Here is a 17,006-nt window from a genome sequence, read left to right as displayed (position 1 = left end):
AAGGTTAATACATGCTCCTGTTGTTAGGGAGGCAGACCTAATTGCTATAAACAAGAGCAAAAACAAGGTTTGTTTTGTCCCTATTTTTTTATAGATAAGATAAAGTAATAGTAAAAAAAGTGGAGCCCAATTCAATTGATTGGTAATTACCAACCAAAGTTTATCGTAAGATTCTGAACCTAATCCGTTAAGGAATACAAATAGATTTACATCGAATTCTTGTAATTTTTCAAGCATTATAACTGACGTTTTATAGGTCCTGTAATGGAGTCAATATCTTCTTTTGTTTTTTCAAATTGCGTGGTAGCATCTCCTAATAAATTAGTTTTAGCCTTCTCTATTTCAGAATTAATGTTACCTGTCATATCATCCAAGGTTTTTGCATCAAAGCCATTAGCCTCTGCTCCTTTTTGAATTTCGCTTTTAATATCATTAGTCGCATTTTTAAGTTGCGCCATTGCTTTACCCATTGTACGAGCTATTTCTGGCACTTTATCTGAACCAAAAAGCATAAGTACTACAAATAATATGAAAACTAATTCTCCTCCTCCTATACCAAACATATCTTTTTTATTTTATGTACCACAAAGATATTAAATTTTGTAGCCTACTCTTTTAAAATTTACTTAAAAAAAGAGACTCTTCCAAGTCTCTTCTCCCCTTTATATTTAATCAAACTTTGATTTTACTTCTACTTTTGGCCATGCATTATTAGTCACATCAATATCTGCAGTAAGTAATTTTGGGTCAATCTGAATGCTTTTTATAACTTTTTCAGTTGCATAAACTTTTTTGGCTGTATCATTATTTTTTCTCCAAATTTGTGCTGGATATTTAAATTCTTCCTTTGTCCCGTCTTCATACGTAATTTCAACAAGAATAGGCATAATCATTCCTCCTGGCTTATTAAATTCAACTTCATAGAAATACTTTGGCGCTTTTAAATTTGCTTTTTCTTCCGTAGTAAAAGTCTCTGTTACATAATCTGACAATAATTTTACCTCATCAATCTTTAGCGCTTTTTTATCTGAATTTTTTAATTCTTTATTATCTCCATCAATTAAATACACAAAAGGTCCTTTTTCAAGACCAAAACGTCCTTTTTTAATCTTAGCATTTTTCAATTCTGCTGTTGCAGTTTCACTTACATAATACTGTTTTACTTCTTTTATTCCAATATCTACAAAATCTGTTGAGTAAAACCATCCTCTAAAAAACCAATCTAAATCAACTGCTGAAGCATCTTCCATCGTTCTAAAGAAATCTTCTGGTGTTGGGTGCTTAAATTTCCATCTGTTTGCATATGTTTTAAAAGCATAATCAAACAATTCTCTTCCCATAACTACTTCTCTTAAAATATTAAGTCCAGTTGCTGGTTTTCCGTATGCATTATTTCCAAATTGGTGAATGGTTTCAGAGTTTGACATAATTGGCTCTAAAAATTTTTGATCTCCACTCATATAGGGTACGATATTTTTTGCAGGACCTCTTCTTGAAGGAAAATTAGGATCTAATTCCTGCTCAGCCAAGTATTCTAAAAAAGAATTCAAGCCTTCATCCATCCAACTCCATTGGCGTTCATCCGAATTTACAATCATCGGAAAAAAGTTATGTCCAACTTCATGAATTACTACACCAATCATTCCGTTTTTTATTTCTTTGCTAGTTACTCCATTTTCATCAGGACGCCCAAAATTCCAACAAATCATAGGATATTCCATTCCTTGATCTTCTGCTGAAACCGAAACTGCTTTTGGATAAGGATAGTCGAATGTATGTGAAGAATAACTTTTTAAAGTGTGTGCAACTGTTCTTGTTGAAGTTTCCTCCCAAAGCGGATTTGCTTCTTTTGGGTACACTGAAGCTGCCATTACTGTTTTACTTCCGAGTTTAACAGCCATTGCATCATAAATAAATTTTCTTGATGTTGCTATTCCAAAATCACGTACATTTTTAGCACTAAATTTCCAAGTTTTTTTCTTCTCTGAAAACCCTTTTTCTGCTACTTCCGCTTCTGCCTGAGTAACTATGATAACTGGCTTATCGTATGATTTTTGAGCAAGCTCATATCTTTTTACCTGCTCTGGAGTAAACACTTCACTTCTATTCATTAATTCTCCTGTAGCTTCCATCACGTGATCTGCAGGAACTGTAATATTTACATCAAAATTTCCGAAAGGCAAAGCGAATTCTCCCGCTCCCCAAAACTGCATATTCTGCCAACCTTCTACATCATTATAGACTGCCATTCTTGGGTAGAATTGCGCGATTACATACAATCTGTTTCCATCTTTTTCGAATAATTCATATCCTGAACGTCCACCATCTTGTCTGTAATTATTTATATTATACCACCATTTAATAGAAAATGAGATTTTTTCACCTGCTTTTAAAGGAGCAGTCAGATTGATTCTCATCATAGTTTCATTAATCGTGTATGACATTGGGTTTCCCTTACTATCTTTTACGTAATCAATATTAAAACCTCGCTCTAATCCTTCTTTTAAGTATTTATTCGAAAAACCTGTTAATGGTAATACCTGACTGATTTTTTCACTCTCAGCTAATGTCGATTGTGTATTTTTTTTAGCTTGATTCTGATCTAATTGCACCCATAAATACTCAAGATTATCTGGCGAATTATTAGAATAAGTAATAGTTTCTAAACCTGTTAATTTTGTTTTTTTATCATCCAACTCAACATCTATCTTATAATCAGCTTGTTGTTGATAATAGGCAGGCATGCGTGCCCCAGATGCTGTACGAAACATATTAGGAGTTGCCAATAAATCATACATTTGACTAAATTTATTGGTATCATACTTTCCTTGCTGCCTTACATTTGTGGTATTTTTTTCTTGTGCAAAAAGAATGGCAGGAAAAAACAATAAAATCGAAATTCTTTTCATAACTGGTTTTTGGAGTTTTGTCAAGCCGTGAAAATAACAATTAAAAGAATATTTGTATCAAATTATTCGTATTTTAACAATTCTTTCCTTGAAGACTCAGTAAAAAGCACGCTTTTTTTTGTTCCTAACACCGAAACATGTGTAATATTTTGTTGTTCAGAATTCCAATCTACCAGAATTATATTTGAAATCTCCAAAGTTTTAATTTTACTTACATCATTTATTTTGGAGTAACAAACCAAAACATCATTTGCCTCAACTTCTTTTGACAAAAACACAATTGGTCTTAACTGACCGTTTACTTTTATGATAAAATTTTCTGCTAAGTATTTTTTCAAAAGAGCAACGTCTGCTTCTGTTTCTTTCCCTGTACCAATATTGGTTTTTGTTTTGTATTTTTTCTCAACTCCATTATTCAAATCATCAATAAAAATCCGTGAAGTAATTTGCAGCATCTTTTTCTCTGGAGCATAGTTTATTTGATAGACTCCAACATAAAATTTATGGAAAGAAAAAGCTGTACTCAACACAAACAATATAAAGAGAACAGGCAAAACTATCCTTTTTCTCATTTATTTAGAGTCATTTAATTTCTTAAATTCTTTGCTCTTATTAATTAAAAAATCCATTAATTGAAATTGATCTTCAGGTTTTAAATATTGCTTAGAATGAGGATCATTTGAACAATACAATAAAAACAATTCGATTTCATCGTCTTTCAGAGCTAAATCTTTTTCAAAAAACTTCGGGCTAAAATTTAGTTTTACATATTCAGAAAAGGCTACATCACTAACATAATCTTCTTCAACATTATCTTTCTTCTTTAACAATTTCGAAATATCTTTAAATATTCGAACAAAATTAGTTCCGTATTTTATAGTTTGATCAGAATACATTGCAGTATTTTTTGCTGTAGATTGTTTATCATCTTCAAACTGCATATCAACATATTTCAGAGAGCCGCTTTGAAAAGCTTTTACTTTTAAATCTTTTGTAATAACAACTTCCTTCAGCTGATTATTTACCAAATCTAATTTTACTATAAAAAGCACTTGAGAACAATCTTTTTCTGTTAAGACAATTTTTTTGGATTGAAATGCTAAACCCGAAAACAATAAAGTGTCTTTTGGCCTTGCCACAATATCAAACAACCCTTCACTATTAATAAATGTTCTAACATTTGCATTTATATTTACTACATAACCATTCTCTATTGCAATAAAATCATTTATTACCCGTCCATGCAATGGCTTTCTTACCAAAGATTGTGCAAAACAAAGCTGACATAATAAACCCAAAACGAGTATTCCTATTTTATTTTTCATTCGATATAATTGTTAAATATTTCTGTGCCAGCCCCGTAATCAAAAACATAGAAACTGTTTTATTCTTAGCGTTCAACGAATTTACAAACTCTGGATCATCTATGCAATAAAGTTGGAATCCTTTTATATGTTCAAGTGGAATCTTTAATCTTTCTGTATAATAATTCTCTTCGAAAAGATATTCAATTTTTGAATACAAAATTTCTTTCTTTTCAACAACAGCTTCTTTTTCAACATAGCAGTTCTTCCTGATATTTTATTCAAAAGAGCTTCTGTCACCGACGACTTTGCTGTATACAGTTTTCGTTCTGCTGGTGTATATTTTTTTTGTCCATAAGGTATAATTCCTAAATTTTCGGCATTTATATTCGAAAACTCATTTATAACCACTTCTTTTAACTCAATGTTTCTAGCTACCATTTTTATCAATACCAGATCCGATTTTAAATCGTTGGCAGTAATTCGCTTTCGGATTGGCTCTAAATTCACTGCAGAAAAAACCAACACATCTCCTTCTTTCACTACTATCGAAAACTGTCCTTTATTATCTGACATCGTTGTTTCCTGAGTTGTATTATTAACAATTGTTATAGCTTCGACTGAACTGGAATCAGCAGTAACTCTTCCAAAAAATTCTTTCGTAACAATCGTTTGCCCTAAACTTACCTGAAAGAATAGAGACAAAATAAATAAAAATAAAATGTTAATTCTTTTCACTGGCTATTATTTCTTTATATTTTACTGCTAATTCTGCTAATAAAAATTCTGTTGTCGTTTTATTATTTGTATTCAAAATCTTTGTAAAACTTTCATTCTCTACAGCAAAATACTCAAATCCTTTTACATAATCTAAAGGAATACTTAGCTTTTGCACAAAATGATCTGTATTAAACATTTTTTCTAAAAGCTGCATAAAAATTTCTTTTTTCTCTACCGCTAGTTCTTTTTTCAACATTGCACTTCTTCCCGAGAAAAAATTAAGCAAAGGGTCTAAAGCCACAGAACCACCTAAACCTACAGAAGCATCTAAGTCAGTTGCACCTTTTAGTTTACGTTCTGCAGGAGAATATGAACGTTGCCCGGCTGGAATTATACCCATCGCAACCGCATTAATATTATCATACCTTTTTATAATAACTTCTCGTAATTGATTCATCCCTACCTCTATTTTTACCACAAAATTTGTCTGAAGCAAAATCTTCATCTATCAAAATAATTCGCCGCTCTTTAAGCTGTACTGATGAAAAAATAAGCGTATCTCCTATTTTGGCAGGTATTGAAAAAGAACCATCAGCATTTGTAACTACCGAAAGCTTTCTGTTTCTCACATTCACCACATAAATCCCTTCTAAATCCATTATGTTAGCATCCACTTTTCCTTTCAGAACAGTAGCAACCTCTACTTGCGCCAAAAGGTTGTTAGCGAGGAAAACAAAAAATATACATACTACTTTGTTCATCAAATCATTATAAGGATAAGTTGTAAAAGTATCTTAATGTCTTCTAAATTTAATACTAAGAACTTGGTAAATATATGTTAATTAAAACTTTATTTTACGACTTTAAAATCTACAATTTAATACCTTTAACTTAAATAAAAACATTATAAAAACCTATGAAAAGCATCATCATTGCCAGCACCTCTACTCTTCATGACGGCAGCTATTTAGATTATTTATTACCCGAATTGCAAGTGCATTTTAAAAACTGTGAATCTATTCTTTTTATTCCTTTCGCAAGACCCGGAGGTATCTCTCATGAACAATACACCAATACTGTTTCCCAAGCATTCGAAAAAATAAACATCAAAGTAAAAGGAATCCATGAATTTGAAGACACTACAGCAGCAATTAATAGCGCCCAAGGAATTTTTACTGGTGGTGGAAATACTTTCTTACTAGTAACTCAACTATACAAGAATAACATTATGTCTACCCTAGCCGAAGCTGTTAAAAACGGGACACCTTATTTAGGAACAAGTGCAGGAAGCAATATTTGCGGTTTGTCAATGCAAACTACTAATGATATGCCAATAATTTACCCACCAAGTTTCCAAACTTTAGGATTAATTCCGTTTAATTTAAATCCTCATTATTTAGATCCAGATTCTCAATCTAAACATATGGGCGAAACTCGCGAAACAAGAATAAAAGAATTCCACGCTTTTAATACTCTTCCTGTTTTAGGATTGCGTGAAGGAAGCTGGCTAGATGTAAAAGGAGATCAAATTGTTTTGAAAGGGAATTTATCTGCTCGTCTTTTTAGACAAAACCAAGAACCTGAAGAATTAGAACCTCAAACAGATTTGAGTTATGTGCAATAAAAAAGCCGAAACTATTAAGTTTCGGCTTTTTAAAGAGCGAAAGACGAGGCTCGAACTCGCGACAACCAGCTTGGAAGGCTGGAGCTCTACCAACTGAGCTACTTTCGCATTAACAGGCTGCAAAGATAAAAATTTATTTTTAATATCCAAAAATAAATTTAATTATTTTATCTCAACAATAATTCTTTTCAAAACAAAGTCAAAATTATTACTTTTTGACTCTTAGAGCGAAAGACGAGGCTCGAACTCGCGACAACCAGCTTGGAAGGCTGGAGCTCTACCAACTGAGCTACTTTCGCATTACTGTGGTGCAAATATAGATAATAACTTCAGTTAAAAACAAGTTTTTATTAAAATTTCATAAAAATTTAAACTAATTCTATAAGATATTTAAAACTAAAAAGTTATAATTTTACTTTTTTATAAAACACTATGACAAACATACAAGAAATACCCGCCCAAGAGACTTATTTAGTACGCAATCCTGTTTTAAGAAAAGGAAAACCAATAGAAAGTTGTCGATTTGATGGTGATGATTTAGCAACAACACATCACTTTGGCTTATTTGAACACGAAAGTTTAGTAGGAATCATTTCATTATTTAAAAATTCTAACATTACATTTGCAGAAAATTCCCAATCTCAAATTCGAGGAATGGCCATTTTAGACGATTTCAGAAAAAAAAAGGATTCGGAGAAGACCTAGTAAATCACTGCGAAGAATACTGCATTAACAATAATTGCGAGTTAATATGGTTTAACGCCAGAATCGAAGCTGTCGGTTTTTATGAAAAAATGGGCTACCAGAAAACTGGGGCTATTTTTGAAATAAAAGATGTTGGAGAACATCTACTAATGTTTAAAAAACTTAAAAATGAATAAACTTTACCTTTTTATATTATTACTTTATTGTGGAACCTGAAAAGGAAAAATATTTTCGATAAAGAAAACTGAACCCCTTCCCGCAATCATCCATACTTATTAATGGTACCAGGAGATTCTCGTTGATTAATTCTTTTAAAAGTGAAAACCTTCAAAAATTTTATATCGCCTCAAACAATGAAACCGTTTGGGGCAATCTAGAAAAGAGAACCTTTATAATTAATGAATTAAAAAAATCAGAAGTACTTGGCTTAGAACCAAATGATTATAATATAAAAAAAATAAAGGACTTTGAAAACAAAATAAGCAAACTAGACGATACAGACTTGGCACTTTATGATGTTTTACTTACCTATAATTTCCAGAAATACTTAACACATTTATATAAAGGAAAGCTAAACCCAAAGAAACTATATAATGATTGGGATTTAAACGAAAAACCATTTGATGTAAATACCATTCTCATAAAAGCTTTTAACGATAATGACTTAGCACTTACTATTGAACAAAGTCAACCAAAAACATATACCTACAAAAGACTCTTAAAAGCACTTGCACTGCTAAATGAATTTCCAAATGACAATATCAAGACAATCGATGTTAAAGACAAAGTAGTCTTACACGATACTAATAGCGTCATGATTACAGTAAAAAAACGACTTTTATACTGGAAAGACTTAACAGGGAGAGACAGCCTAACCTCTATCTACGATGGTAAAACATTTGAAGCTATTAAAAAATTCCAAATGCGCCATGGCTTAGCTGCCGATGGTGTTATAGGAAAAGGAACTGTTAATGCTTTAAATTTTTCCAAAACCAAAAGAAAAAATCAAATTATCGCTAACATTGAGCGTTGGAGATGGTACGCAGATACATTGGCAGAAAACTATTTTATAATAAACATACCTGATTATAGCTTAAATGTTGTTGAAAACAAAGACACTACTGTTGTTCGAAAAATTGTTGTTGGAACTATTAGCCGAAAAACACCAATACTTACCTCAACTCTTAAAACTGTAGTTCTCAATCCTACATGGACCGTTCCTCCAACTATTTTAAAAGAAGATATTGTACCTGCAATGAAACGAAATCGAAATTATTTAAAGAACAAAAACATCACAATCTATGACAAAGACAACTCGGTTGTAGAACCAAATGACTGGAACGAAAATTCTCCAGGCAGATATCGCTATGTACAAAGCCCAGGAAATCATAATTCTTTAGGATTAATGAAGATTTTATTCCCAAACAACCATAGTGTTTATCTACATGACACGAATCATCGTGGATTGTTTGACAGAAGTAACCGCTCTTTAAGTTCAGGTTGTATTCGTGTTGAAAACCCACTGGAATTAGCACAACATATATTAGACTCTAATAAATGGTCTAAAGAAAAAATAGATTCTATTATTGTAACCAAAAAGACTACCAACGCAAGAATTGCTAAAAAATACGCTATCTATCAATGGTATTGGACTGCTTGGAGCAAAGACAACTCTTTAGAATTTAGAGACGATATTTACAATCTAGATGCAGATTTGTATACTAAATTAAGAAATTAACCTTTCTTCCATTGCGAAAGTTCTAGATGGATGATAAATATACAAACATGATTTATCTTTTATTGTCTCAATAATAGCATTTGTTAATTCTACTGGGATAGCCGGACAACCTAAGCTACGACCTAATCTCTTGTTTCCTTTTATAAATGATTCAGAAACATAATTGGCCCCATGAATTACAACCGCTCTTTCACGAGCATTATCATTAACTCCTTTTTCTAAACCATCTAAGCGCAATGAAATTCCGTGCTTTCCTTTATACACTTCTGCAGTTGCATAAAATCCAAGACTACTTTTAAAAGAAGAATTTGTATTTGAGAAATCAGACGCAAATTCATCTCCTGTATTTTTTCCGTGAGCAACTAAAGATTGAAATACTATTGTATTAGTAGAAAGGTCAATAACCCAAAGACGTTTCATATTAGAAGACAAACTAAAATCAATTAGAGTCAACAGGTCTTTTTGTATAACACCTTTTTCTTTTAATAAATAGAAACCTTTTAAAGCTTCTGTAAAACTCTTAAGTTCAGGTAAATCAAAATTATTTGCATTAAGTGTACTATAAACAGCTTTGATTCTTAAATCTAAGCTTTGAAGTTATTGTACTTGCAATATTTTTCTTTTCAACTTTTTTAACTTCTGTGGTAGTTTTTGTATCTGTGGTAAATGACAAAAAAATCACCAACAACAACATGGAGCAAATCTTATAAATCATTGAATGTGTTTAGGTTATAATTTGTTTCGTGGTTCGCAAATATATAAAAAATATGTAACTCGCAAAATTTTAAAGCAGAAACGAAGTACTTTTTAATCATTTTTTAACGAATCAAACCTAATAATTATTGTATTCTCTTAATGAAAATATAACAAAACTTACTGAAATACAGCAAAATATAAATTAAAACCTACATGTTAGAAAAACAAATTATCTATTTCGCCTGCAGTATACTATTCTGACTAACTACATCATTTTGAATCAAATAGACTTAATCGCAATTTAAAAATATTCAAACACATACTCGAAAAAAGAAAAATTCTTTAACGAGGCTAATCAATTTACTTATCAATACTATACTCAAACCTGTTTTTCAATCTTAATTCACTATTTCATTGACCCTAATGGTATCAAAAATAAAATCTAATCTGCATATATTTTAAAAAATTACACCTTCTACAATTAAATTATTATTTTTTCATACCGTTCCCTTTATAAAGCATAATTGTATCTAAGTCACTCTTAAACATTTTACAAATGGCTTATCTTTGTACAAAATAAATTCTGATGAACAAAAAAGTAATCCTTATGATTTTAGATGGTTGGGGAAAATCTCCTGACCCTAAAGTATCTGCAATAGACAATGCAAATGTTCCATTTATAAATAGCCTTTACAAAAACTACCCAAGCGCACAACTTCGTACCGATGGTTTAAATGTGGGTTTACCTGAAGGGCAAATGGGGAATAGTGAAGTTGGTCATATGAATCTTGGTGCAGGAAGAATCGTTTACCAAGATTTAGCAAAAATCAACCTTGCAGTTGCTAATAATACTTTAGCAAAAGAGCAAGTACTTGTCGATACTTTTACTTACGCTAAAGAAAACAATAAAAAAGTTCACTTTTTAGGTTTAGTTTCAGATGGTGGTGTTCACTCACACACTTCTCACCTAAGAGGATTAATAGATGCTACTCAAGAATACGGCTTAGACAAAGTATTTGTTCATGCTTTTACAGATGGTCGTGATGTAGATCCGAAATCTGGAGCAACTTACATCCAAGATTTAGAAAACCATATTGCAAATACTCCAGTTAAAATAGCTTCTGTTATTGGTCGTTATTATGCAATGGATCGTGACAAACGCTGGGAACGTGTAAAACTTGCTTACGATTTAGTTGTAAACGGGTTAGGTACACATTCTAAAGATGCTGTAACTTCTATTAAAGAAAGTTACAAAAATGATATTACTGATGAGTTTATTGCCCCAATCGTTATGGTTGATGCAGACAACAAACCTTTAGCAACTATCGAAGAAGATGACGTTGTTATTTTCTTCAACTTCAGAACCGATAGAGGTCGTGAACTTACCGAAGCTCTTTCACAAGAAGATTTTCATGAGCAAAACATGCACAAACTAAACTTGTACTACGTTACGCTTACCAATTATGACGAAACTTATAAAAATGTAAAAGTTGTTTACAACAAAGACAACATTACTGAAACTCTAGGTGAAGTTCTAGAAAAAGCCAATAAAAAACAGATTCGTATTGCCGAAACTGAAAAATACCCTCACGTAACTTTTTTCTTTTCTGGCGGAAGAGAAGTTCCTTTTGAAGGCGAAACTAGAATCTTAAGAAACTCTCCAAAAGTAGCTACTTATGATTTAAAGCCAGAAATGAGTGCTTTTGAATTAAAAGATGCATTAGTACCTGAACTAAACAAAGGTGAAGTAGATTTTGTATGCTTAAATTTTGCCAATGGAGACATGGTAGGACATACAGGAATCATGAGTGCTGCTATATTAGCTTGTGAAGCTGTAGATACTTGCGTAAAAGAAGTTATCGAAGCTGCTCTAGCAAATGATTACACTACTATTGTAATTGCTGATCACGGAAATTGTGAAACTATGATTAATCCTGACGGAAGCCCTAATACAGCACACACGACTAATCCTGTGCCAATTATTTTGGTTGACAAAGAATTAAAAACTATACACGATGGTGTTTTAGGAGATATTGCTCCTACTATTCTTGAATTAATGGGAATACCACAACCTGCAGCAATGACTTGTCATTCATTATTGTAAAAGTATTTCAAACAAATAAAAAAAGCTGTTCTTTATCTGAGCAGCTTTTTTTTTGCATAAATAAAAGTTAAATACGCTAACTTAAAAGTAATACTATTACATTTGTATTAAAAATAACTTTTATGGAAATTATACTGTCAAATTTAAAGATCCAAGTCAACGAAAAGATCTATGTAAAAGATCCCGAAACATCTGTATTAGGAAAAAAGATTATTGAACAAAGTATATTACTTATTGATGCTATAGGTTTTGATAATTTCACATTTAAAAAATTAGGCGAAAAAATAGGCTCAAACGAAAGTTCTATTTACCGTTATTTCGAAAACAAACATAAATTATTAGTATATTTATCTTCTTGGTACTGGAGCTGGATGGAGTACAAACTGGTCTTCTCTACTACTAATATTGTGGATAAAAAAGAAAGGCTTAATAAAGCAATCACTATTGTTACTGAAAAAATAACTGATGATACCGCTACGGAACACATTAACGAAGCGATTTTAAATAAAATTATAATCGCTGAATTTACAAAGACACTTCACACTAAAGAAGTGGATAATGAAAATAAAGAAGGTTTTTTTTTAATATACAAAAGAGTCATTAATCGAATTGTTTCTATTGTGAAGGAAGTAAATCCCGAATATCCATTTCCAAAATCTCTAGTATCAACCATTGTAGAAGGAAGCTTGCATCAACATTTCCTAACAGATCATTTAAAGACTATCACAGATTGTAATGAAACTGTAACAACTACTCAATTTTACTTAAATCTTGCAGAAAACGTTTTGCGCTAAAAACAACCAATATGACTCCACTAAAAAGATTTTACAATTTACTTGAGCTAGACAAGAAAGATATTTATCAAATCTTTTTCTATGCTATTTTCGCTGGATTAATAAGTTTATCACTCCCGTTAGGTATCCAAGCAATTATTACTTTTATACAATCTGGCAGGGTAAGCGCATCTTGGATTGTTCTCATAATATTAGTTGTTGCTGGAGTTGCACTTGTTGGAGTTTTATCTTTTATGCAATTACGAATTACAGAAAACTTACAACAAAAGATATTTGTTCGTGCTTCATTTGAATTTGCTGCTCGCTTGCCAAAAATAAAGCAAGCAGAATTATACGGTACATATCCTCCAGAATTAACGAATCGCTTTTTTGACACCATGACTATTCAAAAAGGAACTTCCAAATTATTGACTGATTTTTCGGCAGCTTTACTCCAAATTGCCTTCGGAATCATCCTGTTATCCTTATACCATCCCTTTTTCATCGTATTTGGTCTCTTATTGTTTTTACTTTTATACTTCATTTTTAAATTTTCATACAAATCAGGTATAGAAACCAGTTTAAAAGAATCAAAATTTAAATATAAGGTAGCAAGCTGGCTACAAGAAATGGCACGTAATAATTTTAGTTTCAGAAATGAACTTAATTATGATTTTGCACTTCAAAAAAACAACTCAATAGTAGCTGGATATCTTACTTATCGCGAGAAACATTTTAGCATTATCAAAAGACAATTTACACAATTGATTCTTTTCAAAATCATCATAACAGCAAGTTTACTATCTGTTGGAGGATATTTGGTATTGAGTCAGGAAATGAATATTGGACAATTTGTTGCCGCAGAAATTATTATCTTATTAGTCATTAACTCTGTTGAGAAAATCATTCTTGGACTCGAAAGTTTTTATGATGTTTTGACTTCTGTTGAAAAAATAGGACAAGTAACAGATTTAGAATTAGAAGAAAATTCAGATTCACAAAACGACCGTTGTTACAATAACATTACGTTAGAAACAGAAGGTTTAAGTGTTAAATTTCCAGATTCTCAAAAGAATGCCTTAGATTCTATTACTCTCAAGATAAATCAGGGGGAAAAAATAGTAATTGATGGCCAAAATGGTTCAGGGAAGACGACTCTTATCCGAGTATTATCAGGTATACTTAAACAAAACTCCGGTGCTTTTTATATCAATGATGATACCTTTAAGAAAATAAACCTAAAGCAATATCGCTCACAGATTGGCAGTATTATCCATAATGAAACACCATTTGAGGGAACCATTTTAGAAAATATTACTTTTAACGACCCAACGATTAGTTCTGAAGACCTAAAATGGGCAATTGATGGCGTACAACTTAGCCCGTTTATTAAATTACTACCAAAAGGCTTAGATACACACATTTATCCTGAAGGAAGACAATTATCTTCGTCTAATGCTCAAAAAATTCTATTAGCAAGAAGTATTATTCATAAACCAAAAATCCTATTTTATGAAGACCCAACGGATACTATGGATGATGATGTTGCCAACGAAATTATTGATTTTATAACTTCCGACAAGAATAAATGGACCATTATTGTTTCGTCTAAAAATCCTTATTGGAAAACAAAATCGACTCGAAGATTAACAATGCAAAATGGCCACATTATTCTTGATCAAAAAAACTAATACGTCATGCTAAACATTTCCAATAATAAAACAAAATTACAGTCTCTAGATAAGTATAAAACTATAAAAGACCTAAGCAATAGACCACATTATAAAATTTTAAATAAAATAATAATTGGCACTGCAATCTTAGGAATAATTGCCCTCTTCTTACCATGGACACAGAATATCTCTGGATCAGGAGCCGTGACAACCCTAAAACCGAATCAACGACCACAATCTATCCAGAGTGTTATTTTCTGGTCGTATTGAAAAATGGTATGTACAAGAAGGTGATTTTGTAAAAAAAGGCGATACAATCATGTTCATATCTGAGATAAAGGAAGATTACATGGATCCAAATTTAGTTAAGAATACTAAAAATCAAGTAGAAGCCAAAAAGCATTCACTTGAATCATATGGCGAAAAAGTAAATACGCTGTCTAAACAAATTGAGTTTATAGAAAATGAAAAGAGATTAAAATTAGAGCAAGCTAGAAACAAAGTAAAACAATCTCTTTTAAAAATAAAAAGTGACAGCATTGATCTTGTAGCTGTAAAAACCCAGCTAAAAATTGCAAACACACAATATAATCGTGCATTGCAATTAAACAAAGAAGGATTAAAACCAATGACTGATGTTGAAGAGAAACGCTTGAAACAACAAGATGTTGATGCTAAAATTGTAACTCAAGAAAACAAATACTTAACAAGTAAAAATGAATACATAAATGCTAAAGTTGAAATTACAGAATCACAGCTGAGTATTCTGAAAAAACAGCTAAGGCAAAAAGTGATCAGTATACCACCTTGAGTAATAAATTTGACACTGAAGCTCAAGTTAATAAACTAGAAAATCAATATGTAAATTATAGCGTACGTAATGGTATGTACTATATCAAAGCGGCTCAAAATGGCTACATCAATAGAGCATTAATGGCTGGTATTGGCGAGACCATAAAAGAAGGAACTCCGATTGTAACCATAATGCCATCTGAATATGATATAGCTGTTGAAACTTTCATAAATCCTATCGATTTGCCTTTGATGTCAAAAGGAGAAAAAGTACGTGTTTGGTTTGATGGTTGGCCAACTATCGTATTTTCTGGCTGGCCTGACATGTCTTATGGAACATTTGGAGGTCAGGTGGTAGCTATAGAAAATTTTATTAGTGAGAATGGTAAATACAGAATACTCATCGCTCCAGACCCATCTGAAGCAAAATGGCCAAAACAGCTGAGTATTGGCTCTGGCGCACAAACAATTGCTTTACTAGACACTGTACCGATTTGGTTTGAAATATGGAGAACCCTTAACGGATTCCCTCCAAACTATTATAAAAGCGAGACAAAAAACACTAAAGAAAAAAAATAATGAAACCGATATATTTAGTCTTTCTTTTTATTGGTTTTACCCTTTTTGGCCAAGAACCAATTACCAATGAATTTACTTATAATGAATTTCTTGGATATGTAAAAAAATACCATCCTATGGTTAAAAATGCTAATTTGGAAGTAAGTAAAGCCCAAGCAAATTTAATGATGGCTCGAGGTGGTTTTGATCCAAAAATTGAAGTTGATTTTAGTCAAAAAAAATTTAAAGACAAAGAGTATTACTCCATTTTAAACAGCAGTTTTAAAATCCCGACTTGGTATGGAATCGAGTTAAAAGCAGGATTCGACAATAACGAAGGAATCTATCTTAATCCTGAAAACAACTCCAAATCAAGGATTAACATCATTTGGAATTAGTGTGCCTATTGGGCAAGGATTATTCATTAATCAAAGAATGGCCGATGTTCGTAAAGCCAAGATTCAAATAAAACTAAGTGAATCTGAAAGAAAACTCCATGCTATTGCTATTTTATACGATGCCTCGATTGCGTATTTTAATTGGAAAAAGAACTTTGATGAAATGAAACTCTACGAAACGTACAATAATAATGCACAAATACGCTTAACAGGAATTAAAGCACTGATAAGTCAAGGAGACAAACCTGCAATTGACAGTATTGAAGCTGGAATTAGTTTAAAAAACAGACAACTAAGTTTTGAAGATTCTAAATTAAAACTTGCTAAATCCAAACTAGAACTATCTAATTTCCTTTGGCTAGAAAACGACATTCCGTTAGAAATGTCAGATAGTCTTATTCCTGAAACTGCACTAGAAAACACATTGCAAGAAACTTTAAAAACCAATGACTTATTGCAAAATGACTTTAGCCTAGAAGCTCATCCAAAAATAAATGCGTTACAAAATAAAATAGACATTTTGAATGTAGAAAAAGATCTAAAACAAAATATGCTGCTGCCAAAAATAAATGTAGGCTACTCTTATTTATCTGAACCTAGCTACATTGATAATTATAATTTTAAAGACTATAAAGTTGGCTTAGAATTCTATTTCCCTTTGTTTTTAAGAAAAGAACGTGGGAGTTTAAAACTAGCTAAATACAAACTTCAGGAAAATGAATTTGCTTTGGTCTTAGAAAAAGTTCAACTCACTAATAAGATAAGTGCACAAAAACAGAAATCACCTCTCTGTTAAAACAAAAAAAACTGGCCAAAGATTTGGTCGAAAACAACATTACAATGCTCAACTCTGAAGAACGCTTATTTTCATTTGGAGAAAGTTCGTTGTTTTTAATCAATACTCGGGAAAACAATTTAGTAAGTGCTAAACTTGCTGCTATTGCTTTAGAAAATCGATTTTATATCTCTAATTCAGAACTTTTTAAAATCATGGCAAACCCAGATTAAAACA

General features: G+C 31.6%; 15 protein-coding genes, 2 tRNA genes and 3 pseudogenes. 9 read left to right on the top strand and 11 right to left on the bottom strand.

What is annotated here, in order from left to right; translation table 11 throughout:
* The 8 genes and pseudogenes from AC1RYN_RS16740 to AC1RYN_RS16705 all read right to left on the bottom strand — a co-directional run.
* Window positions 1-237 (bottom strand): annotated as a pseudogene (locus AC1RYN_RS16740) (hypothetical protein); the annotation flags it as partial.
* Window positions 237-563, bottom strand: coding sequence for a Sec-independent protein translocase subunit TatA/TatB (locus AC1RYN_RS16735; protein ID WP_129540941.1), 327 nt, complete (start codon window positions 561-563; stop codon window positions 237-239). The pseudogene AC1RYN_RS16740 and the gene AC1RYN_RS16735, both read right to left, overlap by 1 nt.
* A 105-nt stretch (window positions 564-668) precedes the next feature.
* A complete protein-coding gene (locus AC1RYN_RS16730; protein WP_481807842.1) occupies window positions 669-2,909 on the bottom strand; it encodes a M1 family metallopeptidase in 2,241 nt (746 codons plus the stop codon).
* Window positions 2,910-2,971: 62 nt separating this feature from the next.
* Complete coding sequence (locus AC1RYN_RS16725; RefSeq protein ID WP_481807841.1) at window positions 2,972-3,481, bottom strand: DUF6702 family protein; 510 nt, start codon at window positions 3,479-3,481, stop codon at window positions 2,972-2,974.
* Window positions 3,482-4,234 (bottom strand): BamP family beta-barrel-assembly machinery protein, encoded by a 753-nt coding sequence (gene bamP / locus AC1RYN_RS16720; protein ID WP_481807840.1) that lies wholly within the window; start codon window positions 4,232-4,234, stop codon window positions 3,482-3,484.
* A 144-nt stretch (window positions 4,235-4,378) separates the two neighbouring features.
* A complete protein-coding gene (locus tag AC1RYN_RS16715) occupies window positions 4,379-4,951 on the bottom strand; it encodes a peptidase associated/transthyretin-like domain-containing protein (RefSeq protein ID WP_481807839.1) in 573 nt (190 codons plus the stop codon).
* Window positions 4,938-5,390 (bottom strand): hypothetical protein, encoded by a 453-nt coding sequence (locus AC1RYN_RS16710; protein ID WP_481807838.1) that lies wholly within the window; start codon window positions 5,388-5,390, stop codon window positions 4,938-4,940. Before AC1RYN_RS16710 ends, AC1RYN_RS16715 begins: the two co-directional genes overlap by 14 nt.
* The gene (locus AC1RYN_RS16705) at window positions 5,353-5,646 is read right to left on the bottom strand and encodes a hypothetical protein (protein ID WP_481807837.1); all 294 of its coding nucleotides are present in this window, start codon (window positions 5,644-5,646) and stop codon (window positions 5,353-5,355) included. The genes AC1RYN_RS16710 and AC1RYN_RS16705 overlap by 38 nt, the downstream gene beginning before the upstream one ends.
* 203 nt (window positions 5,647-5,849) lie before the next feature.
* Between AC1RYN_RS16705 and pepE the strand changes: the two genes are divergently transcribed.
* Window positions 5,850-6,557, top strand: coding sequence for a dipeptidase PepE (pepE, locus tag AC1RYN_RS16700; protein WP_481807836.1), 708 nt, complete (start codon window positions 5,850-5,852; stop codon window positions 6,555-6,557).
* A gap of 35 nt (window positions 6,558-6,592) precedes the next feature.
* Here the strand turns inward: pepE and AC1RYN_RS16695 are convergent.
* Together AC1RYN_RS16695 and AC1RYN_RS16690 are read right to left on the bottom strand one after the other, a co-directional pair.
* Window positions 6,593-6,665 (bottom strand) — tRNA-Gly (locus AC1RYN_RS16695).
* A gap of 118 nt (window positions 6,666-6,783) precedes the next feature.
* Window positions 6,784-6,856: transfer RNA gene (locus tag AC1RYN_RS16690), tRNA-Gly, on the bottom strand.
* 133 nt (window positions 6,857-6,989) lie between these two features.
* On the opposite strand from AC1RYN_RS16690, the gene AC1RYN_RS16685 reads away from it, so the two are divergent.
* The 3 genes from AC1RYN_RS16685 to AC1RYN_RS16675 all read left to right on the top strand — a co-directional run bounded on the left by AC1RYN_RS16685 (window position 6,990) and on the right by AC1RYN_RS16675 (window position 9,000).
* Window positions 6,990-7,262, top strand: a complete 273-nt coding sequence (locus tag AC1RYN_RS16685; protein ID WP_481807835.1) for a GNAT family N-acetyltransferase — start codon at window positions 6,990-6,992, stop codon at window positions 7,260-7,262.
* Entirely contained in the window at window positions 7,178-7,438 is a 261-nt protein-coding gene (locus AC1RYN_RS16680) for a GNAT family N-acetyltransferase (RefSeq protein WP_481807849.1), read from the top strand. Before AC1RYN_RS16685 ends, AC1RYN_RS16680 begins: the two co-directional genes overlap by 85 nt.
* 122 nt (window positions 7,439-7,560) lie before the next feature.
* Window positions 7,561-9,000 carry a L,D-transpeptidase family protein gene (locus tag AC1RYN_RS16675; RefSeq protein WP_481807834.1) on the top strand — a complete coding sequence of 480 codons (1,440 nt, stop codon included), beginning with the start codon at window positions 7,561-7,563 and terminating at the stop codon, window positions 8,998-9,000.
* On the opposite strand, the gene AC1RYN_RS16670 is transcribed toward AC1RYN_RS16675, so the two are convergent.
* Complete coding sequence (locus AC1RYN_RS16670) at window positions 8,989-9,468, bottom strand: murein L,D-transpeptidase catalytic domain family protein (RefSeq protein ID WP_481807848.1); 480 nt, start codon at window positions 9,466-9,468, stop codon at window positions 8,989-8,991. The genes AC1RYN_RS16675 and AC1RYN_RS16670 overlap by 12 nt on opposite strands.
* 814 nt (window positions 9,469-10,282) lie before the next feature.
* Between AC1RYN_RS16670 and gpmI the strand changes: the two genes are divergently transcribed.
* The 5 genes and pseudogenes from gpmI to AC1RYN_RS16645 all read left to right on the top strand — a co-directional run bounded on the left by gpmI (window position 10,283) and on the right by AC1RYN_RS16645 (window position 17,002).
* Window positions 10,283-11,800 (top strand): 2,3-bisphosphoglycerate-independent phosphoglycerate mutase, encoded by a 1,518-nt coding sequence (gene gpmI, locus AC1RYN_RS16665; protein ID WP_481807833.1) that lies wholly within the window; start codon window positions 10,283-10,285, stop codon window positions 11,798-11,800.
* Window positions 11,801-11,922: 122 nt separating this feature from the next.
* Window positions 11,923-12,594, top strand: coding sequence for a TetR/AcrR family transcriptional regulator (locus AC1RYN_RS16660; RefSeq protein ID WP_481807832.1), 672 nt, complete (start codon window positions 11,923-11,925; stop codon window positions 12,592-12,594).
* Window positions 12,595-12,605: 11 nt separating this feature from the next.
* A complete protein-coding gene (locus AC1RYN_RS16655; RefSeq protein WP_481807831.1) occupies window positions 12,606-14,264 on the top strand; it encodes a peptidase domain-containing ABC transporter in 1,659 nt (552 codons plus the stop codon).
* Between the two features lie 6 nt (window positions 14,265-14,270).
* Window positions 14,271-15,617, top strand: a pseudogene (locus tag AC1RYN_RS16650) (HlyD family secretion protein).
* Window positions 15,617-17,002, top strand: a pseudogene (locus AC1RYN_RS16645) (TolC family protein). The pseudogenes AC1RYN_RS16650 and AC1RYN_RS16645 overlap by 1 nt, the downstream one beginning before the upstream one ends.
* Window positions 17,003-17,006 lie beyond the last annotated feature (4 nt).

It is taken from the genome of Flavobacterium sp. TC780 (genome assembly GCF_056783245.1).
The sequence above is the reverse complement of the archived record's forward strand: the minus strand, read 5'-3'. Positions and strand labels throughout refer to the sequence as shown.